We start from the raw sequence: 25,089 nt of genomic DNA, 5'->3' as shown, positions 1-25,089 counted from the left end.
TATGCGGCCGCTGGCTAGCGTCGGCGGCATGGACCTCATCGAGCTCCCCGCCGCCGACGGCACCGCCGAGGCGCTCCTCGCCCGCCCCGCCACCGGCTCGGGACCCGGCGTGCTGCTGTTCATGGACGCGATCGGGCTGCGCCCGCGGATCCAGGAGATGGGCGAGCGCATCGCCGGCTGGGGGTACGTCGTGCTGGCACCGAACGTCCTCTACCGCGACGGCACGGTGGCCGAGATCGCACCGCGGCGGGACCTGCGCGAGCCCGGCGCCCGCGAGGAGTTCTTCGCCGAGGCGATGCCCCGCGTGCACGGCCTCACGTCGGACCTGGCGGTGCCCGACATCGCCGCCTACGTGCAGACCCTGCGCGGTCTGAGCGGCATGGCCGAGGGCCCGATCGGGACGGTCGGCTACTGCATGGGCGCCCGGCTCGCGCTGCGCGCCGCCACCTCGCACCCCGCGGTCGTCGCGGCCTGTGCCGGCTTCCACGGTGGGGGCCTGGTGACCGACGAGCCCGACAGCCCGCACGCCGGGCTCGGCTCCGCGCGGGCCGAGCTGGTCTTCGGCCACGCCGACCAGGACCCCTCGATGCCCCCGGAGGCCGTCGACGCCCTGGGCGAGGCGCTGCTCGCGCACGGCCTGACCGCGAGCAACGAGGTCTACCCCGGGGCGCCGCACGGCTACACGATGTCCGACACCTCGGCGTACGACGAGGCCGCCACCGAGCGGCACTTCACCGAGCTGCAGGCGTTGCTGGCTCGGGCCCTTCCGACGTGACCCGGTCGGAGAAGGCGTGCTTCGGCGCGGCCAGCAGCGACACCGCCGCCAGCAGCGCGGCCACGGAGCAGACCGCCCACACGGTGAGGTAGCCCGACAGCGGCGCCTCGGCCTCGGTCACGCCCTCGATGCCCTTGCTGGCCAGGGCGATCGCGAAGATCGAGGATGCGATCGCGCCGCCGACGGTCTTGGTCGCGTTGGTCATGCCGGTCGCGAAGCCGGTGCGGTCCGGCGGCGCGGCGGCCGCCGCCGCTGCCGGCAGGGCGGCGACGAGGGCGCCCGAGCCGAGCCCCGCGATGCCCATGTTGAGCAGCGCCTGCGCGGTGCTGTCGTGGAACGGGATCCACAGGGCGTAGCCCAGCGCCACCAGCAGGCACGACACCATCAGCGCGCGACGCACGCCCAGCCAGCGCGAGGTCAGCGGCAGCGTGAACGCGCCGATCGCGAGCGTGATGACATAGACCCCGATCAGGGTGGAGACGAACGCCGAGTCGGCGCCGAGGCCGTAGCCGCGCTCGGCCGGGTCGGCCTGGGCGAACGTCGACAGCGGGATCTGCCCGCCGAGCACCGGGATGCCGAACAGGAACGCCGTCGCCTGGATCGGCCACTGCCGGGCGCTGGCGAGCAGGCGGACGTCGACCATCGGCTCGGCCTGACGCACCTCGTAGCGCCAGAACGGCACCAGCGCGGCGAGGCCGGCCACGATGAGCAGCCACGCCACGGGGCTGCCGGCGCCCTCGAGCCGCAGCACCACGAAGCCGCCCATGACCAGGCCGAGCGCGAGGGTGATCAGGCCCAGGCCGCCCCAGTCGATGCCGCCGGTGGCCTCACCCGGCGCGTTCTCGATGCCGACCAGGATCACGAAGAACACCGCGGTGACGACCAGGGCGGGGATGGCCAGGATCAGGTTCATGTCGAGGGACTCGACGAGGATCCCGCTGCTCAGCGCGCCGACGATGACCGCCAGCTCGAGCGCGCCCACGAGGACGGCCGCGCCGCGGCGGGTCAGCAGCTCCTGGCGGCCGGAGTCGCGCGTGCGCCGGTGGATGATCGACACCTCGAGCGGCAGCCACACGACGTACGCGCCCTGGAGCGCCCAGCCGATGAGGAAGGTCTCGAACGACGGCGCGAACGCCAGCAGCCAGGAGCCGAGCGCCGTCACGGCGGTCGAGAGCAGCAGCACCCGCTGGTGCCCGATCAGGTCGCCCAGCCGCGAGAGCAGGGGCACGCACAGGGCGCTGACGATCAGCTGCGCCGCCTCGAACCAGTTGACGTCGCCCTCGCTGATCTCGAGGTGGTCGGCGATCTGCGGGAAGATCGGCGTGTAGTAGCCCTGGAGCACCCCGCTCGCGATCTCGACCGCGACCAGGAAGCCGACGATGAGGCCGAGCCCCTTCACCGCCTGGCGGCCGCTCGACGGCACCCGGGGACTGCTCATGCGGGGATCCTCTCGATCAGGCGCTGGTACCACCGGACGCCGTCGACGAAGGCGTCGACGCCGAGGTGCTCGTCGTAGCTGTGGATGGCCTGCCGCTGGGCCTTGGTCATGCGGAACGGCGCGAAGCGGTAGACGCGCTCGCAGATCTCGGTGAAGAACCGGGAGTCGGTGGCGGCCATCATCACGTACGGCGCCGCGACGGCGTCCGGGAAGACCTCGCCGATCGTGGCCTCGAGCAGCTCGAACGCCTCGTCCATCGGCGAGACCGGGCTGGGCTCGTTGCGCTCGACGACGTCGACCTCCACCTGGTCGTCGGCGACGACCGTGCGCACGTGCTCGAGCACGTCGGCGACGGTGTCGCCGACCATGATCCGGATGTTGACGCCCGCGCGGGCGGTGGCGGCGATGACGTTGAGGGCCGGCGATCCCGACAGGGTCGTCACCGCGAACGTCGTCCGCGTCATCGCGCTCGTCTCGGGGCCGGCGGCCAGCAGCGCGCGGGTGAGCAGCGGCTTGAGCCGGGCGGCGTTGGCGAAGACCGGGCGCAGCGGGAGCGGGCCGTGCGGCGCCATCCGGCGGAACAGCTCGATCGTGGGCGACGGCGTGCGCGGCGCCATCGGCGCCCGGTCGAGACGCACGATCGCGCGTGCGATCCGCGCCGTCGGACCCATCGGCGTCGGGGTGCTCGCGTGGCCGCCGCGGCCCTCGACGCGCAGCTCCAGGCTGGTGACGCCCTTCTCGGTGAGGCCGATGACGCCGATCGGAGCCTTGACCCCGGGGAACGCCTCGCTCGCCACGGCGCCGCCCTCGTCGAGCACGAACCACGGTCGTACGCCGCGGCGCGCGAGCTCCTCGACGGCCAGGACCGCCGAGGTGCCCGAGACCTCCTCGTTGCAGCCGAAGGACAGCCACACGTCCTGCGCGGGGGTGAAGCCGCGCTCCAGGAGGGTCTCGACGGCCTCGCAGATGCCGACCAGGGAGCCCTTGTCGTCCAGCGTGCCGCGGCCCCAGATGTGGCCGTCGACCACGTCGCCGCCGAACGCGGGGTGCTGCCAGGTGCCCTCGACGGGCACCACGTCGAGGTGCGCCATCAGGACCACCGGCCGCTCGGCGCTCGCGCCGGGCCAGTGGAAGAGCAGCCCGTGGCTGTCGACCCGGGTCAGCTCGAGGGTGTCGTGGAGCACGGGGAACTGCACGGCCAGCTCGGTCACGAAGTCGTCGAACGCCTGCACGTCGACCTTCGCGGGGTCGCGGTCGCTGACGGTCGGGATCCGCACGAGCGCCTGCAGCTTGGCCACGGCGCGCGAAGTCGTCGGCTCACCCGGCAAGGACATGGGAGGCACCGTACTGCCCGCGGTGCCGTCCCGTCCGGAGTCTCGGATCCGAGATGGCGGCAGCCTCGTCGCCGTTGACCGCCCACCGCGCGGACGCTTCGCTGGGTCAGTGCCCCCAGCGACCGCGATGGACGACGTCGGTCCACGGGGTGCGCGCTCGCCGCGCGGGCGAGCCGGAGTTGCCGGTGTCGGGCACCCGGTGCCCGATCGTGATCACGCCGACCGGGTCGTAGTCGTCGGGGATGCCGAGCTCCGCGCGCACCCGCTGCTCGTGCGGGGCGAAGACCCCGAAGAAGCAGGCGCCCAGGCCGGCGTCGGTGGCGGTCTGCAGGACCAGCAGCGAGGCCATCGCGGCGTCCATGTGCCAGAACGGCATCGGCCAGCGCGCCTCGTCGCGGTCGGTCCAGCCCTTGTCCGGCTCGGCGTAGCGCTCCAGGTACGCCGCCTTGCTCGAGCACGGCACGATCACCACCGGTGCCGTCATCAGCCCCGCCAGCCAGGCGTCCGGGTCGTCCACCCGGTCCGACGACGCGACCCAGAAGCGCCGCACGTCCTCGGGGGTGTCCAGCCGTACGAACGCCCAGCCCTGGCTGAAGCCGGCGCTCGGCGCGTGGGTGGCGTTCTCGAGCGCCCGGTCGACGATCGCGGGGTCGACGGGCCGGTCGGCGTAGCGGCGGACCATGCGGCGGCGCCGTACGACGTCCTGGAACTCCATGTGCACCAGTATGGGAGGCACCATGGCTGACGACTTCGAGCGGATGTGGGCGGACCTGGCGCCGGTCGGGCGGTCCGCGTCCTCCGGCGGCTACTTCCGCCAGCCCTACCTCTCCGCGGAGACCGAGCTGCGCGCCTGGTTCGTCGAGCAGGCGACCGCGCGCGACCTGAGCGTCGAGGCCGACGGCCTGGGCAACCTCGTCGCCTGGTGGGAGCCCCCCGTGGTCGAGGAGGGCGACGTCCTCACCGGCTCGCACCTCGACTCCGTGCTCGACGGCGGCGCGTACGACGGTCCGCTCGGCGTCGTCTCCGCGCTCGCGGCCGTCGACCTGCTGCGCTCGCGCGGCGTCGTGCCCCGCAGGCGGATCGGGGTCTCGGTCTTCGCCGAGGAGGAGGGCTCGCGCTTCGGCCTGGCCTGCCTGGGCTCGCGCCTGGCGAGCGGGGCGCTGTCGTGGGCCGATGCCCGCGAGCTCCGCGACCGCGACGGCGTCGCGCTCCCCGACGCGCTCGAGACGGCGGGGCTTGACGGCTCGGTGATGTCGCTGGCCCGCGTGGCGACGTTCGTGGAGCTGCACGTCGAGCAGGGCCGCGACCTGGTCGACCGCGGCGCCGCGGTGGGCGTGGCCAGCGGGATCTGGCCGCACGGGCGCTACCGCTTCGACTTCACGGGCGAGGCCAACCACGCGGGCACCACGCGCATGGAGGACCGCGCCGACCCGATGCTGACCTACGCGATGACGGCGCTGGCCGCCAACAAGCAGGCCCGGCTGGCGGGCTCCCGCGCGACCTTCGGTCGCCTCGAGGTGACGCCCAACGGCACCAACGCCGTCCCGTCGCGGGTCACCGCGTGGCTCGACGCCCGCTGCGCCAGCGACGAGGACCTCGCGACGCTGGTGGAGGCGGTCTCCCGGCAAGGGGCAGACCGCGCGGGGCGTGACGGCACGTCGCTGGAGGTGACCGCCGAGTCGGTGTCGTCGTCGGTCGTCTTCGCCGCGGACCTCGCCGCGAGGATCGCCGCTGACCACGAGGGCGGCGACTGGCCGGTCGTCCCGACCCAGGCCGGTCACGACGCCGGCATCCTGTCCGCCGCCGGCATCCCCTCGGCCATGCTCTTCGTGCGCAACCCGACCGGCGTCTCGCACTCGCCCGCCGAGTCGGCGCGGATCGCCGACTGCCTCGTCGGCGTCAGCGCCCTGGCCGACACCCTCGAGCGGCTGGCGCGGTGAGCGCCGACCCGACGGCGTACCTGCTGGAGCGGGCGTGGGTCGACGGCGACGTCGCCGACGACGTGCTGGTGACGATCGAGGGCGGACGTTTCACTTCTGTCACAGCGGCGTCGCGAAACTCACGCTTCCCTGACGAGACTTCACCCCGGAAGCGTGAGTTTCACCGGGTACCCGGTGAAACTCACCGCCTCCCGGGCCTCACCCTCCCCGGCCTGGCCAACTGCCACAGCCACGCCTTCCACCGGGCGCTGCGAGGTAGGACCCAGCGGGAGCGGGGCACGTTCTGGACCTGGCGCGAGCAGATGTACGCCGTGGCAGGACGGCTCGACCCGGACACCTACCACCGGCTCGCGCGGGCGACGTACGGCGAGATGGCGGCGGCCGGCGTGACCACCGTGGGGGAGTTCCACTACCTGCACCACCAGCCCGACGGCACGCCGTACGACGACCCCAACGCGATGGGCCTCGCCCTCGTCGAGGCCGCAAGGGAGGCGGGCGTGCGGATCGCGCTGCTGGACACCTGCTACCTCAGCAGCGGCTTCGGCGAGCCGCCGCAGGGCGCCCAGGTGCGCTACTCCGACGGCGACGCCGGGCGCTGGGCCGAGCGCGTCGCCCTGCTGCGACCCGAGGACGCCACCGTCGTCGGCGCGGCCGTCCACTCCGTCCGGGCGGTGCCCGCCGACCAGCTGGCCACGGTGGTCGAGGCGAGCGCCGGGCGACCCCTGCACGTGCACCTGTCCGAGCAGACGGCCGAGAACGACGCCTGCCGCGCGGCGCACGGCGTCACGCCCACCCGGCTGCTGGCCGACCACGGCGTGCTCGGACCGCTGACCACCGCGGTCCACGCCACCCACCTCACCGACGAGGACGTGGCCCTCCTCGGGGGCGCCGGCGCGCGCGCGTGCTTCTGCCCGACCACCGAGCGCGACCTCGGCGACGGGGTCGGCCCCAGCCGACGGCTGCACGACGCGGGCAGCCCCCTCACGCTCGGCTCCGACAGCCATGCCGTGATCGACCTCTTCGAGGAGATGCGCGCCGTCGAGATGGACGAGCGCCTCGCCACCCGGACCCGCGGCCACTGGACGGCCGCCGAGCTCCTCGCCGCGGCCACCGTCACCGGGCACGCCAGCCTGGGCTTCCCCGACGCGGGCGCCATCGCGGTCGGCCAGCGCGCCGACCTGGTCACCCTCGACACCGCGAGCGCCCGCACCGCCGGCACCGGCGCAGACGGGCACACCGCGGTGTTCGCCGCCACGGCCGCCGACGTCGTCCACGTCGTGGCCGACGGGCGCGTCACCTTCCGCGACGACGACCGCGAGCGGGTCGGCCGCGACCTCGCCGACGCCATCGAGAGGACCTGGGCATGACCAGCACCCTGCTGACGGGCATCGCCGAGCTGACCACGTTCGCCACCGACGGCCCCGACACCCTGGAGCGCGCCGCCCTCGTGATGGAGGGCGCGACCGTCGCCTGGGTCGGGCCCGCCACGCAGGCGCCCGACGCCGACGAGCGCGTCGACCTCGGCGGGCGCGCCGTCGTCCCCGGCTTCGTCGACAGCCACAGCCACCTGGTGTTCGCCGGCGACCGGTCGGCGGAGTTCACGGCCCGCATGACCGGCGAGCCCTACGCCGCCGGCGGGATCCGCACCACCGTCGCCGCCACCCGCGCCGCCACCGACGAGCAGCTCGCCGCCCACGTCGGGCGCCTCGTGCAGGAGATGCGCCGCCAGGGCACGACCACCGTCGAGATCAAGTCCGGCTACGGGCTGACCGTCCGCGACGAGGCCCGCAGCCTGGCCGTGGCGGCGCAGTTCACCGAGGAGACGACGTTCCTGGGCGCCCACGTGGTGCCCGAGGGCGACCCGGCGGCGTACGTCGAGCTCGTGACGGGCCCGATGCTCGAGGCGGCGGCGCCGTACGCGCGGTGGGTCGACGTCTTCTGCGAGACCGGCGCCTTCGACGCCGACCAGGCGCGTGCGGTGCTGGAGGCCGGCCGCGCCCACGGCCTGCGCGGCCGCCTCCACGCCAACCAGCTCGGACCGGGCCCCGGCGTGCGCCTGGCCGCGGAGCTCGGCCTGGTCGCGGTGGACCACTGCACCTACCTCGAGGACGAGGACGTCGACGCGCTGCGCGACTCCGGCACGATCGCCACCCTGCTGCCCGGCGTGGAGTTCTCCACACGCCAGCCCTACCCCGACGCGCGCCGTCTCCTCGACGCCGGCGTCCGCGTCGCGATCGCCTCCGACTGCAACCCCGGCTCGAGCTTCACCAGCTCGCTGCCCTTCTGCATCGCGCTCGCGGTGCGCGAGATGGGCCTGACCCCGCTGGAGGCCGTGCGCGCCGCCACCGCCACCGGCGCGGCGGCCCTCGACCGCGACGACGTCGGCGTCCTGGAGCCGGGGCGCCGCGCCGACCTCGTCGTGGTCGATGCCCCGAGCCACGTCCACCTGGCCTATCGTCCTGGTGTCCCGCTGGTCAGCAGCGTCTGGATGGGTGGCCGACTGCTCACCCCCTTCTCCTGAGGAGACGAACCATGTCCGGCGCCCGACTGGCCGCCCTCGCGGTCCACGCCTACACGGCGAGCGGATCGGTGCTGGCGCTGCTGATGGTGCACTACTCCTACCGCGGCGACGTGGAGACGGTGCTGTGGCTGTTCCTCGCCGCCATGGTCGTCGACGGGACCGACGGGATCCTCGCGCGCCGCTTCCGGGTCAAGGAGCTGTTCCCCGGCTTCGACGGCGCGCTGCTCGACAACATCGTCGACTACATGACCTACGTGCTCGCGCCGATGGCGCTGCTGTGGGCCAACGGCTACCTCCCCGAGGGGCTCTTCGGCGGGATCTGCGCGGCCGTGCCGCTGCTGGCCTCGTGCGTGCAGTTCTGCCGCACCGACGCCAAGCCGGTCGTGGCGGGCGAGCACTTCTTCCTCGGCTTCCCCAGCTACTGGAACATCGTCGCCTTCTACGTCGTCGCCACGAGCCTGGACACCGGCGTGACCGCGGCCGTCCTGCTGGTGTGCACGGTGCTGGTCTTCGTGCCGATCCGCTACGTCTACCCCTCGCGTACCGAGGCGCTGTGGCAGCTGACCTTCGTGCTCACGGCCCTGTGGTTCGCGGCGTACGCCGTGATCGTCGCCCAGCTGCCCGACCCGCACGGGCTGGTCGTGGCCGGCTCGGTGGCCTACCTCGTCTACTACCTGGTGCTGAGCCTGTGGCTCACGATGCGCGCCGAGTCGAGGAACTAGGGCACCTGCCCGATGTGCCGGGCTACCTCAGACGGCGAGCCTCAGGGGGTCAACGAGACCTGAGGAGCACCACTATGAGCAGCAGCATCTACATCAAGACCGAGGCCAGCTACCGCAGCGACCGGATCCGGCAGAGCGCCGTCCGCAACCGGCGCGGTCGGGCGCGGCTGCCGTTCGTGCGCCGCCCCGCCGAGAGGACCGAGTTCGGCAGCTAGGGCCGACGAGGTGCCGGAGGCGAGAAGTCCCGGGCCGATGTCGCCGGCAGGCGACATCATGGGGCCCATGACGCACGCGAGCACGACCCTGGTCGGTCGCGACGCCGAGCTGAGGCAGATCGCCTCGTCGCTCGGCGTCCGTCCGGCCGCGGACGGCACGCGTCGCGACGGCGGGACCGTCCTGCTCTCCGGCGACGCCGGTGTCGGCAAGACGCGGCTGCTGCTCGAGCTGCGCGACCTGGCGGTCGCCGAGGGCTGGCACGTCGTCGCCGGCCACTGTCTCGACTTCGGCGACAGCGCCCTGCCCTACCTCCCGTTCTCCGAGGTGCTCGGTCGCCTCGCCCTCGACCTGCCCGACGTCGTCGGCGCGGTGGCGGCCGTGCACCCCTCTCTCGCCCGCCTCCAGCCGGGCCGCCGCGTCCTGTCCGCCTCCTCCGGCGACGACACCCAGTCGCTCGACCGCTCCGACCTCTTCGGCGCCGTGCACGCGATGCTCGAGGCCGCCGCCGAGCGCCGCCCGCTCCTGCTGGTCATCGAGGACGCCCACTGGGCCGACCGGTCCACCCGCGACATGCTCGGCTTCCTCTTCTCCCGCGAGTTCGAGGGCCCGGTCGCGATCGTCGCCTCCTACCGCTCCGACGACCTGCACCGCCGCCACCCGCTGCGCCGCCAGGTCGCGGAGTGGTCCCGGCTGCGCGGGGTCGACCGGATGGCGCTGGCGCCGCTGCCCGACGACGCCGTCCGCGCCCTGGTCGCCGAGCTGGTGCCGGGGGGCCTCAGCGAGGCCGAGCTCGGCGACATCGTGGCCCGAGCCGAGGGCAACGCGTTCTTCGTCGAGGAGCTGACGAGCGCGGCGTCCCTGCCCGGCAGCTGGGTGCCCGCCGACCTCGCCGACGTCCTGCTGGTGCGCCTGGACCGCCTCGACGACAACGCCCGGCAGGTCGTCCGGGCGGCCAGCGCCAGCGGTCGCAAGGTCGCCCACGAGATGCTGGAGGCCGCCTCGGGCCTGGCTCCCGTCGCGCTCGACGAGGGCCTGCGCAGGGCCGTCGAGATGAACGTCCTCGTCGCCGACGGCGACCACTACTCCTTCCGCCACGCGCTCCTGGGCGAGGCCGTCTACGACGACCTGCTGCCCGGCGAGCGCGTCCGCCTCCACCGCCAGTACGCCGTGGCGCTCAGCGAGGGCAGGGCGCGCGGCACCGCCGCCGAGCTCGCCCGGCACGCCCGGCTCGCCAACGACCTCGACACGGCGCTGAGCGCGAGCGTGCGCGCGGGCGACGAGGCCTCGACCGTCGGCGGGCCCGACGAGGCCGCCTACCACTACCAGCAGGCGCTCGAGCTGCTCGCCGACCCGGAGCGCTGCGCCGGCGCCGACGTCGACCTCTCCAAGCTCGTGGTGGCCACCGCCGACGCGCTGACCGCCAGTGGCGACCCCGAGCGGGCGGTGGCGGTCATCCAGGAGCAGCTCGACCGGCTGCCGGCCGAGGCCTCCGACGTGTGGCGCGCGCGCATGCTCACCGCCCAGGCCAACGCCCTCTACGTCACCGACAGCGCCGAGGACCCCGCCGACCTCTCGTCCCGGGCGCTGCAGCTGGCGCCGGAGGGCGAGAGCCCCCTGCGGGCGCGGGCGCTCGCGACCCACGCCCGCATCCTCGCCTCCTGGGGCCGCTTCGACGAGGCGCAGACGTTCGCCATGGACGCCCTCGCCCTGGCCGAGCGGCTCGACCTCAACGAGCTCGCCTCCGATGCCATCACCACCCTGGGCGGACTGAAGAAGGCGGGTCCCAAGGAGGGGCTGCGGGCCGCGCTCGGCGACGCGGTCGTGCGGGCCGAGCGGGTCGGCGCGATCCACGCGGAGCTGCGCGGGCGGTTCTTCCTGGGCCGCTCCTACGAGGACTGGGGCGAGTTCGACGACGCGATCCGGTGGTTCAGCACCGCCATCGACCGCGCCGAGGCGGCCGGGATCCCGTGGGCGCCCTACGCCTTCGAGTCCCGCTGGCAGCAGGCGCTGGTCCACTTCTACCGCGGCGAGTGGGACGACGTCCTCCGCCTGATCCAGGTCAGCGACCCGCCTCCTCCGCCGATCCCGCGGGCGCTGATGCTGCCGCTGCGGCTGCACATCGAGCAGGCGCGCGGCGCCGACGTCGAGCGCGAGGTCAGGGCCCTGCGCCCGTTCTGGCCCCGGGAGGGCTCGATCGCGATCCACGCCGCCGAGCTGGAGATCACCGCCGCGAGCCGTCGCGGTGACCCGGCCGCCGCCCTCGGCGTCTACGCCGACGCGGTCGCGGTGCTGAGCGGCATCTGGCACCCCTGGTTCAGCGCCCGCATCCGGCTCGCGGCCGCCGCCATCGCGGCGGTCTCCGCGTCGATGCCGCGGATGAGCACCGCCGAGCGCAGCGACCACCGCGCCGCGGTCGACCGGCTGTGCGCCGACGGGCACCACGTCCTCGACCGCTACACCGATCCCTCCGGCCACTGGGGCCCCGAGGGCCGCGCCTGGATGAAGCGCCTCGATGCCGAGACGCTGCGCGCCCGCTGGCGCGCGGGCGGCGACGGCGCCCCGCCGCTCGACGTCCTGGTCGACACCTGGCGCGAGGCGGTCGTGCTCTTCGAGGACTTCGGCCACGTCCACGAGCTCGCCGCCGTGCGGGTCGGTCTCGCGGGCATCCTGCGGGCCACCGGCGACGTCGCCGGTGCGCGCGAGGTCGGTGACCTGGCGCGCGCGACGGCTCACGCGCTCGGCGCCCGGCCGCTGCTCGACGAGCTGCGCGCCATCGGCGGGGCCGCGCAGCGCTCCGCGGCTCCCGACGCGCTGACCGCCCGGGAGCGGGAGATCCTGGCGCTGGTGGCCGACGGTCGCAGCAACGGCGAGGTGGCCAAGCAGCTGTTCATCTCGACCAAGACCGTCTCGGTCCACGTCTCCAACATCCTCGGCAAGCTGGGCGCCTCCGGCCGCACCGAGGCGGCCGCCATCGCCCGTCGCCGAGGGCTGCTGGACTAGTAGCCCGCGGGCCTGCCGTCGAGCTCGAGCCAGTCGGCGAACAGCTGGTCGAGCTGCTGGCCGGAGACCTGCTCGGCCACGCGCACGAGGTCGGCGGTGGTGGCGTTGCCGTGCCGGTACGTGCGCGCCCAGATCTTGAGGAAGGCGAAGAAGTCGGCGTCCCCGATCCGCTCGCGCAGGGCCTGGAGGGTCATCGCGCCGCGCTGGTAGACGGGGGCGCCGAAGAGGTCCCGGGAGTCGGTGAACTCCGTGGGCGCCGGGCTCCACATTCGGGCGGACGCCGGCTGGGCGTAGAGCGAGTCGAACTGCTGGGCCGGCGTGCGGCCGCCCCGGCGGGCCTCCCAGAGCCACTCCGTGTAGGTCGCGAAGCCCTCGGCCAGCCACAGGTCGTGCCAGTCGCTGACGGTCACGGAGTTGCCGAACCACTGGTGCGCCATCTCGTGCACGAGCGTCACGGTGTCGACGGCGAACGGGTAGAACGGCCGGGTCTGGGTCTCGAGCGCGTAGCCCACGTCGGCGTCGTCGACGACCATCCCGGTCGAGGTGAACGGGTAGGGCCCGAACAGGCGCTCCGCGAACCTCAGCGCCCGCGGCAGCGTGCGGCGCACCGAGCGCGGCACGTCGTGGTCGCGGTCGGCGAAGGTCCACACCGGGATCCGCCGGCCGGTGACCGAGCGGGCCGTGGAGTGGTAGCCGCGGAACCGGCCGATGGCGACCATGGCGAGGTAGGTCGCCATCGGGTCGCGGGCCCTCCACGTCCAGGTGGTGCGCCGGCCGTGGGTGGCGCGGCGCGCCAGGTCGCCGTTGGCGACCGCCGTGGTGCCCGTCGGCACCGTGATCCGGTAGGTGTAGCTGGCCTTGTCACCGGGGGTGTTGTCGGAGGGGATCCAGGTCATGGTGCCGACCGGCTCGCCCAGGGCGATGGCGCCGTCGCCGGTGCGGACCCAGCCCTCGCGGGAGCCGTCGGGGTCGCGGTAGGTGCGCGGGACCCCGCGGTAGGCCACGGTCACGGAGAAGCGGCCCTCGACGGGCCGGCGCGGCGTGACGACCAGCTGCTGACCGCTGCGCCGCCACCGGGCCTTCGCGCCCCCGACCCGGACCGACGTGACGCGCATGCCCACGAGGTCCAGCTGGAACGACGTCAGCCGGGTCGGTGCCACCGCGCGCAGCGACGTGCGTGCCCTCAGCCGGTTGGTCGACGGGTCGTAGCGCAGGCGGACGTCGTAGTGACGGGCGTCGTAGCTCGCGTCGCCCAGCCGCGGGAAGAGCGTGTCGGGGCCCGCCGCGGCGGGCGCCCCGAGGGCCGGGACCAGGGCCAGCACGAGCGGGACGACGGCCAGCAGCGGCGCGAGCCGCCCGCGCAGGAGTGAGGGCACCCGGCGAGCCTAGACCGGATGTTCGTGTGGGCGGCGTCGCCGTGGGGTAGGACGGGTCCGTGACCGACACCCCCACCCCGCTGACGTTCCGTGACTCCGGCGCGGGCTGGCACCTCAAGCCGCGTCGCCGGTTCCTGCTGATCGGCGCCGCCACGGTGGTGGGGGCGGTCCTCGCGCTCGCCGGTCTCCGCGCCCTGCTGCTGGGCAAGGTCGCGGCCGGGGTGCTGCTCCTCGTCCTCGCCGCGGCCGTCGCGGTCATCCCCTTCGGCAACTCCCGACGCCGCCTCCCACCGGCCACCTACGACGGGCCGGAGGGTCGCGGCACGCTGCTGCCGATCCACGCGGTCCGGGTCGTCTCGGTCCTGGCCCTCCTGGTCTTCGGTCTGCTCCTCGTGGTGGCGCCCGCCCTCGCGCTGCGGGAGGTCCTCCACGACCGGGGCGGGGACCGCGTGCTCGGGCTGGTGATCTCGGTCTTCGTCCTCCTGCTCGGCCTGCTCCTGCTCGTGGGTGCCTACGGCGGTGTGCGCAGCCGGATGACGCCGTCGAAGGGCATCCTGCTCACCCCGACCCGGGTCGTCCTGCGGACCCAGACCGAGCCGATGGTGTTCGGGTGGGAGGCCGTGCGCGGCGTCTGGCCGCACTGGACCCGCCAGCGCGCGGTGACGGACCTGATCCCCTCGCCCGACGACCCCATCCACAACTGGCTCTCCTTCGAGGTGACGCCCGGTGCGGTCCAGGGCCTCAACGCGCTGGGGCGCATGGCCCGCACCGAGGACCCGACGCTCGACGCCGAGAAGATCGCCAGCGACCCCCACGCCGTGGTGGCGTTCTGCCGGTTCTACCTCGCGGAGCCCGAGGCGCGCGCCGAGCTCGGCACGCCGGCCGCGCTGGCGCGCTTCCGCGACCTGGTGGCGCCCGTCCGCTGAGCGCGCCGGTCGAGGAGGTCGCCCGGACGCAGCCCCAGCGCGTGCTCGATGTCCCCCGGCGAGGCCTCGGCGAGGTGCCGGCCCACGGCCTCGGTGATCTCGCGCCAGTAGCCGCGGAGCGTGGAGGACGACACGAAGAGGTCGCGGGCGAGCTGGGCGTAGGTGAGGCCGCGGGCCCGGCCGCCGAGCACCTCGCGCTGGCGGTCGGTGAGGAGGGTCAGGTGGCCGCGCTCGCGCAGGGTCCCCAGGATCTCGAGAACCGGCGCCGGCGCCACGGGCTCGCCGGCGGCGACGGCGTCGAGCATCCGGGGGAGGTCCGTGAGCGGCAGGGACTTCGACACCACCCCGCGTGCGCCCGCGGCCAGGCACGACGCCAGCACGTGCGGGCGCTCCTCCCGGGTGTAGACGCACACGTCGTAGCCGGCACGGGTCAGCGCCGTGACCGCCTCGACACCGTGCAGGGCCGACGGCTGGCGCTGGTTGCGCAGGTGCACCTCGACCAGGACGAGGGACACGGCGGGCGAGGCGTCGAGCAGGTCCTCGACGCAGCTGTGGGTGGAGACGACCGCGCCCTCGGGCAGGAGCGTGGCGGCCGCCGCCCGCACCGCGGCGGCGTCGTCGACCAGCGAGACGCGCGCACCGGAGAGCTCCATGGCGACCACCATCGCCGCGGCAAGGCATCCCTCGTGGACTCCTGGTGGCGCCCAGGTGGCCGGGAGCCCAACACTCGTCGGTCCGGCCGCCTTTGCGCTTTTGTTGGTTCCCCGCACCGTCCGGCGGCGGCTTCGCTGGTGGCACACCCGCCTCCGTCCGAAGGATCCGCCACCGTGTCCCTGGTCTCGTTCGACCGCTCCCTGTCCCGCCGCGCCGTCGTGGGAGCCGGCGCGGTCGCCGCGTCCGCGATCGCGCTGAGCCCGGCCCTCGTGTGGTCGGCGTCGGCGCGCACGGGCCGCGCCCTGTCGGCGGCCCGGGCGGGCACGCTCGGCCTGCTCACCGACCCCTTCCTCCAGGCGCCGACGGCCGACGGGGTCTCGGTGGTCTGGATGACCGAGTACGCCGGCTCCGGCCACGCGCTGCTGGTCGGCGAGGCCGTCACGGGTCTCAGCGACGCTCAGCTGCTGGCCGCCGCCGGCGGTACCCCCACCTCGGGGGTGCGGGTGTTCGCGGCCGACTCCTTCCGGCTGTCGCGCGTCGTCGAGGACGCCGCGTCCAACGTGCCGGTCAAGCCGGCCACGATGACCCCGCGCGAGGTGCACCGGCACGAGGCGGTGGCGACCGGCCTCAGCGGCCGCACGCCGTACCGGATCGTGAGCGCCGACGCCGGCGCCTTCGGAGCCTCGGGCACCTTCGAGCTGGCGCCGGCGCCCAAGCCGGGCTCGCGCACCAGGATCCTGCTCACCAGCGACCACCAGGCGATGGTCAACACCCCCGCCAACCTCGAGCTGGCGAAGGCGACGATCGGCACCATCGACGCGGTCTTCCTCGCCGGCGACCTGGTCAACGTGCCCGACCGCGCCTCGGAGTGGTTCGACGACACCCGCGGCAGCGGCTTCTTCCCCGCGCTCCAGGGCCGCGGTGGCCGGGTCTCGACCGGAGGCCGCTCCTACGTCGGCGGCGAGATCCTCCAGTCAGCCGTGCTCTACCCCGCGATCGGCAACCACGAGGTGCAGGGCCGCGTCGACGGGACGACGGCGCTCAACCTGAACAACTGCGTGCCGCGCGAGGTCGCCGAGCGCCGCTACCGCGACGTCGCCGCGACGGTGAACCCCACCGGGGACGCCGCGATCAAGGAGCAGTGGCTCGAGGACAACTCCTGGAGCACCACCACCTACGAGGAGATCTTCTCCCTCCCCGAGGACTCGCCCGGCGGCAAGAAGTACTACGCCACGACGGTCGGCGACGTCCGGCTGATCAGCCTGTTCTCCACCCGCATCTGGCGCAGCGCGACCGCCAACACCCTGCCGGCCGACCGCACCGCGACCAGCCGCTACCAGGAGTCCGCCGCGACCCTGGCCGACCCGATGGCCCAGGGGTACGGCGAGTTCGTGTTCGAGTCGCTGGCCTCCGGCAGCGAGCAGTACGAGTGGCTCGAGAAGGAGCTGGCGAGCGAGGAGTTCCGCCGCGCCAAGATCACCGTCGTGGTGCTGCACGAGGGACCGCAGGGACTCGGCGACAACATCATGCCGGTCTTCGCCGAGCCCGACCGGATCGAGACCCGCGACGCCCTGGGCGCGCTCACCTCCGTGCGCTACGAGTACCACCCGCGCGACAACATGCTCCTGCACGACCTGCAGCCGCTGCTGGAGGAGGCCGGCACCGACCTGGTGCTCAACGGCCACAGCCACCTGTGGAACCGCTACCGCTCGGAGAGCGGCACGAACTGGCTGGAGACCTCCAACACGGGCAACACCTACGGCGCCTTCGACGGGCTCTCCAACCGGGTCCGGCCGCTGCCTCCGGCGCCGTGGAACTCCGACAACTACCTCGCGCTGGGCAACCCCGGCGGCCTGGAGCCGATCCTGCCGTCGGTGAAGCCGTTCACCAACCCCGACGGGCTGCCGCTGCCCTTCGTGCAGAGCAACGACCTGTGCGTCTTCACCGCGCTCGACACCGAGACCCGCACGGTCACCAGCTGGGTCTACGACGTCAAGCAGCCGGACACGGCACCGTGGGTGATCGACGAGTTCACCGTCGGGCGCGGCGCCACGCTGATGACGGCCTCGGCGACCATGACCGGCACCGACGGCGTCCGCGTCGCCGGCACCGTCCGCTCGGAGACGGCCGCCTCCGGCACCGTCGTCATCTCCGAGGGCGGTCAGGAGCTGGCCCGGGCCACGGTCACCGGCGGCACGTTCGCGACCACGCTGCCGGCCGGCGTGCTGGACGTCGGCGGCCACTCGCTGAGCCTGGTGTTCGACCGGACCCGCACGCACCTCGCGACCTCGATGACCCTCGCCGTCACCGTCCCGGACCCTGACGCCCCGGCTCCCGTCCCGCCGGCGCGCACCGTGGTCACCGCCAGCGTGCTCAAGGTCCTGCGCACCCAGGTGCGCCTCCGCGTCCGCGTGCAGGCAGCCGGCGGCCCCGCCTCCGGGCGGGTCGAGATCCGCCGCGCCAACGGCGACCTCGTGCGCCGGGCGCGGCTGCGCCGCGGCCGCGTCGTCGTGAACCTCCCGCGCCGCAAGCTCGGCCAGGGACAGCAGACCCTCCGCGTCGTCTACCCAGGATCGACGTCGGTCGGACGCTCGGTCGGGACCGTGACCTTCAGGCTCCCGCGCCGGTCGTGAACCTCCCCATCCCCCCACGAAAGGGAGCGACCCATGAAGAAGCTCCTCCGTACCGGCCTCGCCCTCGGCGCCGTCACCCTGGCCGCCGGCACGGCGCTCGTCGGCGGTGCCACGACGCCGGCCCAGGCCGGCCCGCTCTGCAGCACCACCGGCATCTGCGGCACCATCACCAACTACGGCAGCAGCACGGGCAACATCCTCGCCGGGGAGAACTGGAGCGACAGCCAGGGCAGGCCCACCGGCAAGACGATCACGCTCTCGCCGCGCGAGTCGAGCGGCGGCCAGCTGCACGACGCCGACGGCTACTACGTGCCCTCCGGCTGCACGAAGTACGTCCAGGGCACCACCGGCTGGCGCAAGGACTTCACCGGTCCCCGCTGGGTCAAGGTCACGGACAACTTCCAGGGCTCGGTCTACGTGACCTGCTGAGGGCTACGAACGCCAGGCGGCCCAGGCCAGGCAGGCGAGCGAGGCGGTCGACGTCACGGCGCGCACGGCGTTGAGCCGCACCCACGCCGACTCGAAGTCCGCGCGTACGCCGGTCTGGGCCAGGGCGTCGTTCAGCGGCACGTTGCCGGCCGCCGTGACGATCAGCGTCGCCAGGGCGAGACCGGCGGCCGCGACCGCCCACGGCCGGACCGGTGCGTCGACGGCCAGCGCGGCCGCGACCGCGAGGGCCGGTGCGCCGAGGAAGCTCGCCAGGAAGACCGGGTTGACGATCGCGACGTTCATCTCCTGCATCGCGTGGACGAACGTCCGGTCGTCGACCCGGGCCAGTCCGGGCATCACGCCGGAGGCCCAGGTGTAGTAGGTGCCGGCCTGGAGGCCGGCCGTGACGGCGGCGCCGAGCAGGAGGGGACCGCGCAGGGGCTCGAGGAGGTCGATCATGGGTCCATTCCAACCCGACCCGGAGAGACGCACCATCGACCAGAGCGCCGGATCCATACCTGAGCGTCTACGGTGATGCCATGGACGTCCTCACCGGGCTGCTCGACGGGCCACGCGCCCGCCAGGCGTTCCTGCTGCGCTGCCTGATGGACCCGCCCTGGTCGGTGCGGCTCGAGGACGAGTCGCCGCTGTCGGTCACGGCCGTCGTCCGCGGCCGGATGTGGCTGGCGCCCGACCAGGGGTCGCCGACCCTGCTCGGTCCCGGCGACATCGCCGTCCTGCGCGGGCCCGGCCACGCGACCATCGCCGACGACCTGGGCACGCCGCCCCAGGCGGTGATCCTGCCGGGGCAGGTCTGCCGGGCCCCCGACGGCCACGAGCTGGCCGAGGAGATGCGGCAGGGCGTGCGCAGCTGGGGCAACAGCCCGGTCGGGGAGACGATGCTCCTCACCGGCGCCTACCTGGTCGAGTCGGCGGTCGGGCGGCGGCTGCTCCGTGCGCTCCCGCCGGTGCTGGTGCTGCCCGAGAGCGAGCTCGGGCTGCCGCTGGTCGCGCTGCTGGGCGAGGAGATGCGGCACGACCGTCCGGGCCAGGAGGCGGTGCTCGACCGGCTCCTGGACCTGCTCGTGATCAGCGTCGTGCGCGCCTGGCTCGACCGGCCCGAGGCCGACCCGCCGCGCTGGTACGCCGCGCACGCCGACCCCGTCGTCGGTCCGGCGCTGCGGCTGCTCCAGCACCACCCCGAGCACGCGTGGACCGTCGGCGGCCTGGCCGAGCGCGTGGGCGCCTCCCGGGCGGCGTTCGCCCGACGGTTCACCGAGCTGGTGGGCGAGCCGCCGATGGCCTTCCTCTCGGACTGGCGGCTCACGCTGGCCGCCGACCTGCTGCTCGAGCCCGACGCCACGGTGGGCTCCGTGGCCCGCCGGGTCGGCTACGCGACGCCGTTCGCGCTGAGCACCGCCTTCAAGCGGGAGCGGGGCGTCAGTCCGCGCGAGCACCGCGCTCAGGCGGCCAGCGGCGAGAGGTCGACGGTCTCGGCGATGGCCTCGAAGACGTCGCAGTAGTCCCAGTAGTCCTCGCGGGCGACGGAGCACGTGAGCGTCACGCCCACGGACCCCGTGCGCCACGCCCACTGGTCGCAGAGCAGGTCGGCGGCGCCCAGGCGGTAGGCGAAGCGGCGGTAGGCGACGTCGTGGCCGAACAGGTCGTAGACGTCGTCGTCCTCGAGCTCGAAGTCGTCGAGCCGGGCCGCCAGCTCCGCCATCGCCTCCGCCCGCCACTCCTCCAGCGGCCGCTCGACGGTGACGCAGGTCAGGGTGAGCTCGGGGCGAACGCCGCTGGCGGGCATCGAGGTGGCACGCGCGGCGACCAGCACGCCGTGGTCGGGGTCCTCGCGCCGGCGCCAGGTGGGCGGCAGCGCGATCTCGAGGTCGGTGGCGGGGTTCGACATGCCCGGAGGCTGCTCGCCGCGGCACCCCCGCCAAACCGGGCCGCCTCCCGCCTGTGGACGGGAGCGTGATTCAGCGGATCGTGCCGACCCCGGGCACCAGCGGCAGGTCGAGCGCGGTGACCCAGCCGGCCGGCAGCGCGTTGACGGCCGGTACGGCGTTCAGGGCGCGCAGGCCGGTGGCCAGGCACCCGGCGACGGCCGGTGAGCGTCCCGAGCCGTCGGTGAACCGGAACGACGTCTCCTGGCTGATCGAGGGCGAGCCGGTGATGTCGACGCGGTAGACGTCGTCCTGGGAGCCGGCCGGCCAGTCGGGCGCGGCGTCGAGGCCGATCCGGTTGACGTGCTCGAGCGAGATGACCTCGCGACCGCCGTAGATGCCGTTGATCGTGAAGCGGATCGCCGCGACGTTGCCGGCCGCGACGACGCCCTTGGCGGTGGTGCGCTCGGTCGGCGTCACCCACTTCTCCCACGTGGTGGTGATGTCGTCGAGCTCGATGCCGGCGGCGTGCGCGATCATCGGCACGGTCGCGCCCCAGGCCATGATCAGCAGCTCGGGGATCTCGAGCAGCGCGGTGAACTCCGGCGGCCGGCCGATGCCCATCTCGTCCTCGTAGTCGCCCTCGTAGTCGGTGTAGTCGAGCAGCTCGGACGCCCGCACCGACCGCACCTCGCCGCACAGTCCCATCAGGGTCAGCGGGAACAGGTCGTTGGCGAAGCCCGGGTCGATGCCGGTGGTGAAGCAGGAGGCGCCGCCCTCCTCGCACGCGGCGGTGATGGGGTCGATCCAGGCGGCGGGCGTCTGCGTCATGCCCGGCCACACCCACGGCGTCATCGCGGTCGAGCACACGTCGATCCCGGCGCGGAGGAACGCGCCGATGACGCGGATGTTGTCGTCGGCGTGCTGCGCCGTCGGCCCGTAGTGCACCAGCGCGTCGGGGCGCAGCGCGACCAGCTCCTCGACGGAGTCGGTCGCCAGCACGCCGACGGGGTCGAGGCCGCAGATCTCGCCGGCGTCGCGGCCGACCTTGGCGGGGTTGCTCACGCCGACGCCGACCAGCTCGAAGGCCGGGCTCCGCACGATCTCGGCGATCACCATCGAGCCGACGACGCCGGTGCCCCAGACGACGACGCGCTTGGCCTCGGAGCTCATCGGTCGAACGCCTTCCGTACGTCGCTCTCGGTGAGGCCGTAGTCGGCCAGGTCGTAGGAGTGCGACGGCCTGGCGGAGCCCGACCTCGACTCCCGGTCGATCTCGGTGATGGCGTGCTCCGCCTCGGGCGTCCAGTCGAGCGCGAACTGCTCGTACACGCCGCGCATCGTGCCGAGCGGGTCGGTGACCAGGTCCTGGAACGCGACGTCGGCGAACTGCGCCTGGTCGTAGGCCGGCCGCGCGTCGTGGAAGGAGTGGTAGGCCCGCGACCACAGGTCCAGCTGCGTGCGGCCGATCACGTCGCCGACGTACGTCGTCGAGTGGCCGACCGTGGTCTCGGCCGAGAGCGAGCAGGACGAGGCGATGCACACGACCGGGTCGCGGTGGGTGTAGACGACGAGCGCGTCGGGGTAGACCGTCATCAGCGCGTCGAGGGCGGTCATGTGCGAGGGGTTCTTGAGCACCCAGCGCTTGTCGGTGTCGTGGAGCCCGACCAGCTGGAGGTTCTGCCGGTGGCGCGCGTAGGCGTCGGTCCAGTCCTGCCGCGAGAGCCACTCGGTGTAGCGCGGCACGTGGGCCAGCGACTCGTAGGAGTTGGACTTGCCGGTCTGGCGCAGCAGCCGCCAGCACTCCTCGACGGTCGTGGCGTCCATGTAGTGGATCCCCATGAACTCCGGCGACTCCACGTGGTGGGCGGAGAAGGCCTGCTGCATGGCGGTGAAGATCGGGTCGGACTCCCAGGTCTCGCGCGGCGGGCGCGGCTGGGGGTACTGGGTGAGCCACATCTCCAGCCCCTGCGCCGCGGGGTCGGCGTGCAGCAGCCGGTGGAGGGCGGTCGTGCCGGTGCGGGGCAGCCCCATCACGAACACCGGCCGCGGGACGGCCACGTCGGCGTGCTCGGGGTGGGCTGCCAGCTGGGCCTGCGTGAGCAGCACGCCGACGAGGGCCGACTTCACCTCCGAGCGCTGGAAGTAGTTGCCGCGGGGGGTGAGCCCGGCCTCGGCGGACGCGAGGTCCTCGACCAGGACCCGCAGCCCCTCCTCGTGGGTGGTGCCGCCGAAGTCGGACAGGCCGGTCGTGCGCACGGCGGCCGCGACGATGTCGTCGTAGGACCCGACGTCCGGGCGCTCGCGCACCATGATGTTGTCGCTCATGTCAGCTGTGGAACTCTCCGCAGTCGACGGTCAGCATCTGCCCGGTCACCGCGGAGGCCAGGTCGCTGGCGAGGAAGAGCGTCGCGCGGGCGACCTCCTCCGACGACGCGAGGCGCTTGAGGTCGGTCGGCGCGGCCTTCTCGGCGTAGACCTCCTCGTGCGTCTTCTCCTCGACGGCGGCGAGGAAGTCGAAGTAGCCGCGGTTGACGTCCTCGTAGATGTAGGAGGGCGCCACGCTGTTGACGCGGATCCCGCGCGGCCCGAGCTCGGTCGCGAGCGACGAGGCGAGGTGCTCGAGCGCGCCCTTGGACAGCTTGTAGCCGGCGTACTCGGGCTGGGAGCTGAACGAGACGCAGGAGTTGAGCATGATCAGCGAGCCCGAGCTGTCGGCGAGCGCGTCGGCGAAGAGCGCCGAGAGCCGCAGGGGGGCGAAGACGTTGGTCTCGTTGACCTTGGCCAGCTTGCGCGGCGAGATCTGGGTGATCGGGTCCATCGGCGGGATCGTGAACGCGTTGTTGATGACGCAGTCGACGCGTCCGAACGCCTCGAGGGTCCGGTCGCGCAGGTTGACCCGCGAGTCCTCGTCGGTCACGTCGGTGACGACGCTGACGACGCGGCCGCCGTGGCCCTCGAGCTCGGCCTGGAGCGCCAGCAGCCGCGACTCGGTGCGGCTGGCGATCACGAGGTCGGCGCCCATCCTGGCGGCCTCCTCGGCCAGCGACCGGCCCAGGCCGGGCCCGATCCCGGAGATCACGATGACCTTGCCGCGCAGCAGCGGCACGGGCGTGTAGCGCTCCTCGATGGACGTGTCGTGGGCCTCGGCCAGTCCCAGCTCGCTCGACCCGGTCTCGTTGTTCAACTCAGCATCCTTCGGGCTACGGAGCGCTGTCGCGCGGCGATGCGCTCGGCGTACTCCTCGGTGGAGAGGGGCGTGAAGTGCGGGAGGAGGTCGGGTACGTCGGCGAGCCGGACCCGCTCGACCGTCGGACCGTCGGCGTCCTGGGTCAGGTCGCGCTCGAGGCGCTGCCAGCGCAGCATCATCGAGCCGGTGCGGTGGCCGGTCGTCTCGAGCCAGTTGGCGATCGCGCGGCCCTCGCCGGCGGGGGAGCGCTCGGAGACGACGAAGCGCATCACGCCGTCAGGGTCGGTGACGGCCTGCGCCTTGGTGAGCGACGTCTGGTGGGTCTCGTAGTCGGTCGAGGCGTACCAGTCGGAGCCGATCTGGATGCCCTGATAGCTGCAGTCGGTGCACTCCGGCACGCTCACGACGAGCGCCTCGTCCTCGGCGAGCTCGTAGTGACCGATCGACGAGCGCTGGGAGGCGAGGCCGCCGGGGGTCGACTGCGGGGCGGTCAGGGTGTTGACCGGCTCCTTGTACTGGAAGAAATGGGGGAAGGCGAACCACGTCTGGATGCTGCCGACCAGGCTGCGCGCGGCGACCTCGTACTTCTTGCGAAGCAGGTCGTGGGTGAGCGCGCGGGCCGGCTGCCCGAGGGTGTCCGGGCGCTCGATCGTGAGCAGTCCGCGCTCCTCGGTGTCCCAGTCGTTGAAGACCTCGCGCACGATCATGGTCTTGGCGCCGGGCTCGGCGACGTAGGTGAACTCGAAGGTGCCGTCGGCGGCGATGTCCAGCTCGCGGTCGTCGAAGGCCAGCAGGGACGTGGCCGCGGAGTCGGCGGTGTAGGCGCCGCCCATGACCTGGAAGGACAGGTCGGCGCTGCTGCCGCGCCGCCCGCGCACGACGTACTCGACGCCCTCGCGCAGGAAGGCGTTGAGGTAGACCGCGTCGGGGTTGTCCAGGCCCTGCCGGGAGAACTGGTGGGTGGGGTTCACGAACAGCGGCCGGTCGAGGTCGTAGTCGAACGCCATCTGCATGGCCATCCGGATCCGCCCCGACAGGTAGTCGTAGCCCTCCAGGCGGTCCTGCTCGGTACGGATGAACGGCGCGTTGGCGACCAGCTCCTCCGCCTCCGCGATCGACTCCTGCAGGACCTGCGTGAGGCCGAGTGCCTCGCTCATCCGCCGACCTTGCTGATGATCTGGTCGGCGTACTTGTTCAGGTGGTCGATCTTGTCCTGCAGCGGCTCGGGGTCGGGGCCCATGATGTAGGGCACGCGGAAGCCGACGATGCAGTCGGTGACGCCCTTGTCCTCCAGGCGCTTGATGCCGTCGAGGTCGTAGGCGTCGTAGGAGATGACGTGCACCTCGAAGTCGTCGCGGGTGTCGCCCTCCTCCCGGCGGATCTCCGCGAGGCGGGTCAGCAGCCGGTCGAGCTCCTCGCCGTCGCCGCCGGCGTGCATCCAGCCGTCGCCCTTGAGCACGGCGCGACGCAGCGCGTTGTCGACGTGGCCGCCGACGAGGAGCGGGATCGGCTCGCTCGCGCCGGGGCACTGCTTGAGCTCGTCGACCTGGTAGAACTCGCCGTCGTAGCCGAAGAACTCGCCGGTGGTCAGGCCGCGCAGGATGTCCATGCACTCGTCCATGCGCTTGCCGCGCCGGGCCCAGTCGACGCCGAGGTTGGCGAAGTCCTCGGGCCACGGCGAGATGCCCACGCCGAGACCGAGGCGGTTGTCGGACAGGAACGCCAGCGACGAGGCCTGCTTGGCGACCAGCACGGGCGGACGCACGGGCAGCTTGAGCACGAACGGCGTCAGCCGCAGCGTCGTGGTCACCGCGAACAGGTGCGCGCAGAGCACCATCGTCTCGATGAACTCCTTGCCGTCGAGGAACGCCCGGTCGCCGGTGTCGGTGTAGGGGTACTTGGAGTCCGACTCCTTGGGGTAGATCAGGCTGTCGGCCACCGTCATGCTGGTGTAGCCCGCAGCCTCCGCGGCCTGGGCCAGGGGCGCGTAGAACGTCGCCTGGGTCATGGCCTCCGCGTAGGTGAATCGCATGGGCGACACAGTAGAACG

23 protein-coding genes are annotated in these 25,089 nt (G+C 73.4%); 11 read left to right on the top strand and 12 right to left on the bottom strand.

Annotated elements, in window-relative coordinates:
• Positions 1 to 28: 28 nt before the first annotated feature.
• Entirely contained in the window at positions 29 to 775 is a 747-nt protein-coding gene (locus tag IRQ30_RS08035) for a dienelactone hydrolase family protein (RefSeq protein WP_193612414.1), read from the top strand.
• Here the strand turns inward: IRQ30_RS08035 and IRQ30_RS08030 are convergent.
• The 3 genes from IRQ30_RS08030 to IRQ30_RS08020 all read right to left on the bottom strand — a co-directional run bounded on the left by IRQ30_RS08030 (position 732) and on the right by IRQ30_RS08020 (position 4,262).
• A complete protein-coding gene (locus tag IRQ30_RS08030; protein ID WP_193612413.1) occupies positions 732 to 2,213 on the bottom strand; it encodes an MFS transporter in 1,482 nt (493 codons plus the stop codon). The genes IRQ30_RS08035 and IRQ30_RS08030 overlap by 44 nt on opposite strands.
• Complete coding sequence (locus IRQ30_RS08025) at positions 2,210 to 3,547, bottom strand: M20 family peptidase (RefSeq protein WP_193612412.1); 1,338 nt, start codon at positions 3,545 to 3,547, stop codon at positions 2,210 to 2,212. The genes IRQ30_RS08030 and IRQ30_RS08025 overlap by 4 nt, the downstream gene beginning before the upstream one ends.
• 106 nt (positions 3,548 to 3,653) lie before the next feature.
• Entirely contained in the window at positions 3,654 to 4,262 is a 609-nt protein-coding gene (locus IRQ30_RS08020; RefSeq protein WP_193612411.1) for a nitroreductase family protein, read from the bottom strand.
• Between the two features lie 22 nt (positions 4,263 to 4,284).
• Here IRQ30_RS08020 and IRQ30_RS08015 point away from each other — a divergent pair, with 22 nt between their 5' ends.
• From IRQ30_RS08015 to IRQ30_RS07990, 6 genes are all read left to right on the top strand, one after another.
• Positions 4,285 to 5,487 (top strand): allantoate amidohydrolase, encoded by a 1,203-nt coding sequence (locus IRQ30_RS08015; RefSeq protein ID WP_193612410.1) that lies wholly within the window; start codon positions 4,285 to 4,287, stop codon positions 5,485 to 5,487.
• Positions 5,484 to 6,854, top strand: a complete 1,371-nt coding sequence (locus IRQ30_RS08010; RefSeq protein ID WP_193612409.1) for a formimidoylglutamate deiminase — start codon at positions 5,484 to 5,486, stop codon at positions 6,852 to 6,854. Before IRQ30_RS08015 ends, IRQ30_RS08010 begins: the two co-directional genes overlap by 4 nt.
• On the top strand, positions 6,851 to 8,008 hold the full coding sequence (hutI, locus tag IRQ30_RS08005; RefSeq protein ID WP_193612408.1) for an imidazolonepropionase: 1,158 nt from the start codon (positions 6,851 to 6,853) through the stop codon (positions 8,006 to 8,008). The genes IRQ30_RS08010 and hutI overlap by 4 nt, the downstream gene beginning before the upstream one ends.
• An 11-nt stretch (positions 8,009 to 8,019) precedes the next feature.
• Positions 8,020 to 8,730: a CDP-alcohol phosphatidyltransferase family protein gene (locus IRQ30_RS08000; protein WP_193608593.1), complete on the top strand. Its 711-nt coding sequence runs from the start codon at positions 8,020 to 8,022 to the stop codon at positions 8,728 to 8,730.
• 74 nt (positions 8,731 to 8,804) lie between these two features.
• Positions 8,805 to 8,945, top strand: a complete 141-nt coding sequence (locus IRQ30_RS07995) for a hypothetical protein (RefSeq protein ID WP_193612407.1) — start codon at positions 8,805 to 8,807, stop codon at positions 8,943 to 8,945.
• Between the two features lie 67 nt (positions 8,946 to 9,012).
• The gene (locus tag IRQ30_RS07990) at positions 9,013 to 11,946 is read left to right on the top strand and encodes a helix-turn-helix transcriptional regulator (RefSeq protein ID WP_193612406.1); all 2,934 of its coding nucleotides are present in this window, start codon (positions 9,013 to 9,015) and stop codon (positions 11,944 to 11,946) included.
• Here the strand turns inward: IRQ30_RS07990 and IRQ30_RS07985 are convergent.
• Positions 11,943 to 13,322: a M1 family metallopeptidase gene (locus IRQ30_RS07985; protein ID WP_338089618.1), complete on the bottom strand. Its 1,380-nt coding sequence runs from the start codon at positions 13,320 to 13,322 to the stop codon at positions 11,943 to 11,945. The genes IRQ30_RS07990 and IRQ30_RS07985 overlap by 4 nt on opposite strands.
• A gap of 59 nt (positions 13,323 to 13,381) precedes the next feature.
• Here IRQ30_RS07985 and IRQ30_RS07980 point away from each other — a divergent pair, with 59 nt between their 5' ends.
• On the top strand, positions 13,382 to 14,248 hold the full coding sequence (locus IRQ30_RS07980; protein WP_193612405.1) for a hypothetical protein: 867 nt from the start codon (positions 13,382 to 13,384) through the stop codon (positions 14,246 to 14,248).
• Here IRQ30_RS07980 and IRQ30_RS07975 read toward each other — a convergent pair.
• On the bottom strand, positions 14,161 to 14,901 hold the full coding sequence (locus tag IRQ30_RS07975) for a response regulator transcription factor (RefSeq protein WP_193612404.1): 741 nt from the start codon (positions 14,899 to 14,901) through the stop codon (positions 14,161 to 14,163). The genes IRQ30_RS07980 and IRQ30_RS07975 overlap by 88 nt on opposite strands.
• Positions 14,902 to 15,075: 174 nt before the next feature.
• Between IRQ30_RS07975 and IRQ30_RS07970 the strand changes: the two genes are divergently transcribed.
• Together IRQ30_RS07970 and IRQ30_RS07965 are read left to right on the top strand one after the other, a co-directional pair.
• Entirely contained in the window at positions 15,076 to 17,535 is a 2,460-nt protein-coding gene (locus IRQ30_RS07970; protein WP_338089617.1) for a metallophosphoesterase family protein, read from the top strand.
• 33 nt (positions 17,536 to 17,568) lie between these two features.
• Positions 17,569 to 17,964: a hypothetical protein gene (locus IRQ30_RS07965; protein WP_193612403.1), complete on the top strand. Its 396-nt coding sequence runs from the start codon at positions 17,569 to 17,571 to the stop codon at positions 17,962 to 17,964.
• Between the two features lie 3 nt (positions 17,965 to 17,967).
• Here the strand turns inward: IRQ30_RS07965 and IRQ30_RS07960 are convergent, their stop codons facing one another.
• Positions 17,968 to 18,423 (bottom strand): anthrone oxygenase family protein, encoded by a 456-nt coding sequence (locus IRQ30_RS07960; protein ID WP_227464189.1) that lies wholly within the window; start codon positions 18,421 to 18,423, stop codon positions 17,968 to 17,970.
• An 80-nt stretch (positions 18,424 to 18,503) separates the two neighbouring features.
• Between IRQ30_RS07960 and IRQ30_RS07955 the strand changes: the two genes are divergently transcribed.
• A complete protein-coding gene (locus IRQ30_RS07955; RefSeq protein ID WP_193612402.1) occupies positions 18,504 to 19,487 on the top strand; it encodes an AraC family transcriptional regulator in 984 nt (327 codons plus the stop codon).
• On the opposite strand, the gene IRQ30_RS07950 is transcribed toward IRQ30_RS07955, so the two are convergent.
• From IRQ30_RS07950 to IRQ30_RS07925, 6 genes are all read right to left on the bottom strand, one after another.
• The gene (locus IRQ30_RS07950) at positions 19,427 to 19,873 is read right to left on the bottom strand and encodes a hypothetical protein (protein ID WP_193612401.1); all 447 of its coding nucleotides are present in this window, start codon (positions 19,871 to 19,873) and stop codon (positions 19,427 to 19,429) included. The two genes, IRQ30_RS07955 and IRQ30_RS07950, sit on opposite strands and share 61 nt — an antisense overlap.
• Before the next feature lie 70 nt (positions 19,874 to 19,943).
• Complete coding sequence (locus IRQ30_RS07945; protein WP_193612400.1) at positions 19,944 to 21,023, bottom strand: NAD(P)H-dependent amine dehydrogenase family protein; 1,080 nt, start codon at positions 21,021 to 21,023, stop codon at positions 19,944 to 19,946.
• Positions 21,020 to 22,177 carry a sulfotransferase family protein gene (locus tag IRQ30_RS07940; protein WP_227467203.1) on the bottom strand — a complete coding sequence of 386 codons (1,158 nt, stop codon included), beginning with the start codon at positions 22,175 to 22,177 and terminating at the stop codon, positions 21,020 to 21,022. Before IRQ30_RS07940 ends, IRQ30_RS07945 begins: the two co-directional genes overlap by 4 nt.
• Position 22,178: 1 nt before the next feature.
• Complete coding sequence (locus tag IRQ30_RS07935) at positions 22,179 to 23,036, bottom strand: SDR family oxidoreductase (RefSeq protein WP_227467202.1); 858 nt, start codon at positions 23,034 to 23,036, stop codon at positions 22,179 to 22,181.
• On the bottom strand, positions 23,033 to 24,196 hold the full coding sequence (locus tag IRQ30_RS07930; RefSeq protein WP_193612399.1) for a hypothetical protein: 1,164 nt from the start codon (positions 24,194 to 24,196) through the stop codon (positions 23,033 to 23,035). The genes IRQ30_RS07935 and IRQ30_RS07930 overlap by 4 nt, the downstream gene beginning before the upstream one ends.
• Positions 24,193 to 25,071 (bottom strand): TIGR03619 family F420-dependent LLM class oxidoreductase, encoded by an 879-nt coding sequence (locus IRQ30_RS07925; protein WP_193608585.1) that lies wholly within the window; start codon positions 25,069 to 25,071, stop codon positions 24,193 to 24,195. The genes IRQ30_RS07930 and IRQ30_RS07925 overlap by 4 nt, the downstream gene beginning before the upstream one ends.
• Positions 25,072 to 25,089 lie beyond the last annotated feature (18 nt).

This window comes from Nocardioides lijunqiniae (assembly GCF_015024225.1).
GTDB lineage: Bacteria > Actinomycetota > Actinomycetes > Propionibacteriales > Nocardioidaceae > Nocardioides > Nocardioides lijunqiniae.
Note: the sequence above shows the minus strand (reverse complement) of the source record. Positions and strands in the feature narration are given on the sequence as shown.

What these genes read in the sequence shown, in the direction of transcription:
- hutI (WP_193612408.1), top strand. Translation starts at nt 6,851, where the DNA reads ATGACCAGCACCCTGCTGACGGGCATCGCCGAGCTGACCACGTTCGCC.
- IRQ30_RS07940 (WP_227467203.1), bottom strand. Translation starts at nt 22,177, where the DNA reads ATGAGCGACAACATCATGGTGCGCGAGCGCCCGGACGTCGGGTCCTAC.
- IRQ30_RS08030 (WP_193612413.1), bottom strand. Translation starts at nt 2,213, where the DNA reads ATGAGCAGTCCCCGGGTGCCGTCGAGCGGCCGCCAGGCGGTGAAGGGG.
- IRQ30_RS07965 (WP_193612403.1), top strand. Translation starts at nt 17,569, where the DNA reads ATGAAGAAGCTCCTCCGTACCGGCCTCGCCCTCGGCGCCGTCACCCTG.
- IRQ30_RS08015 (WP_193612410.1), top strand. Translation starts at nt 4,285, where the DNA reads ATGGCTGACGACTTCGAGCGGATGTGGGCGGACCTGGCGCCGGTCGGG.
- IRQ30_RS07960 (WP_227464189.1), bottom strand. Translation starts at nt 18,423, where the DNA reads ATGATCGACCTCCTCGAGCCCCTGCGCGGTCCCCTCCTGCTCGGCGCC.
- IRQ30_RS07955 (WP_193612402.1), top strand. Translation starts at nt 18,504, where the DNA reads ATGGACGTCCTCACCGGGCTGCTCGACGGGCCACGCGCCCGCCAGGCG.
- IRQ30_RS08000 (WP_193608593.1), top strand. Translation starts at nt 8,020, where the DNA reads ATGTCCGGCGCCCGACTGGCCGCCCTCGCGGTCCACGCCTACACGGCG.
- IRQ30_RS07945 (WP_193612400.1), bottom strand. Translation starts at nt 21,023, where the DNA reads ATGAGCTCCGAGGCCAAGCGCGTCGTCGTCTGGGGCACCGGCGTCGTC.
- IRQ30_RS08020 (WP_193612411.1), bottom strand. Translation starts at nt 4,262, where the DNA reads ATGGAGTTCCAGGACGTCGTACGGCGCCGCCGCATGGTCCGCCGCTAC.
- IRQ30_RS08035 (WP_193612414.1), top strand. Translation starts at nt 29, where the DNA reads ATGGACCTCATCGAGCTCCCCGCCGCCGACGGCACCGCCGAGGCGCTC.
- IRQ30_RS07930 (WP_193612399.1), bottom strand. Translation starts at nt 24,196, where the DNA reads ATGAGCGAGGCACTCGGCCTCACGCAGGTCCTGCAGGAGTCGATCGCG.
- IRQ30_RS07950 (WP_193612401.1), bottom strand. Translation starts at nt 19,873, where the DNA reads ATGTCGAACCCCGCCACCGACCTCGAGATCGCGCTGCCGCCCACCTGG.
- IRQ30_RS07990 (WP_193612406.1), top strand. Translation starts at nt 9,013, where the DNA reads ATGACGCACGCGAGCACGACCCTGGTCGGTCGCGACGCCGAGCTGAGG.
- IRQ30_RS07925 (WP_193608585.1), bottom strand. Translation starts at nt 25,071, where the DNA reads ATGCGATTCACCTACGCGGAGGCCATGACCCAGGCGACGTTCTACGCG.
- IRQ30_RS08025 (WP_193612412.1), bottom strand. Translation starts at nt 3,547, where the DNA reads ATGTCCTTGCCGGGTGAGCCGACGACTTCGCGCGCCGTGGCCAAGCTG.
- IRQ30_RS07975 (WP_193612404.1), bottom strand. Translation starts at nt 14,901, where the DNA reads ATGGAGCTCTCCGGTGCGCGCGTCTCGCTGGTCGACGACGCCGCCGCG.
- IRQ30_RS07995 (WP_193612407.1), top strand. Translation starts at nt 8,805, where the DNA reads ATGAGCAGCAGCATCTACATCAAGACCGAGGCCAGCTACCGCAGCGAC.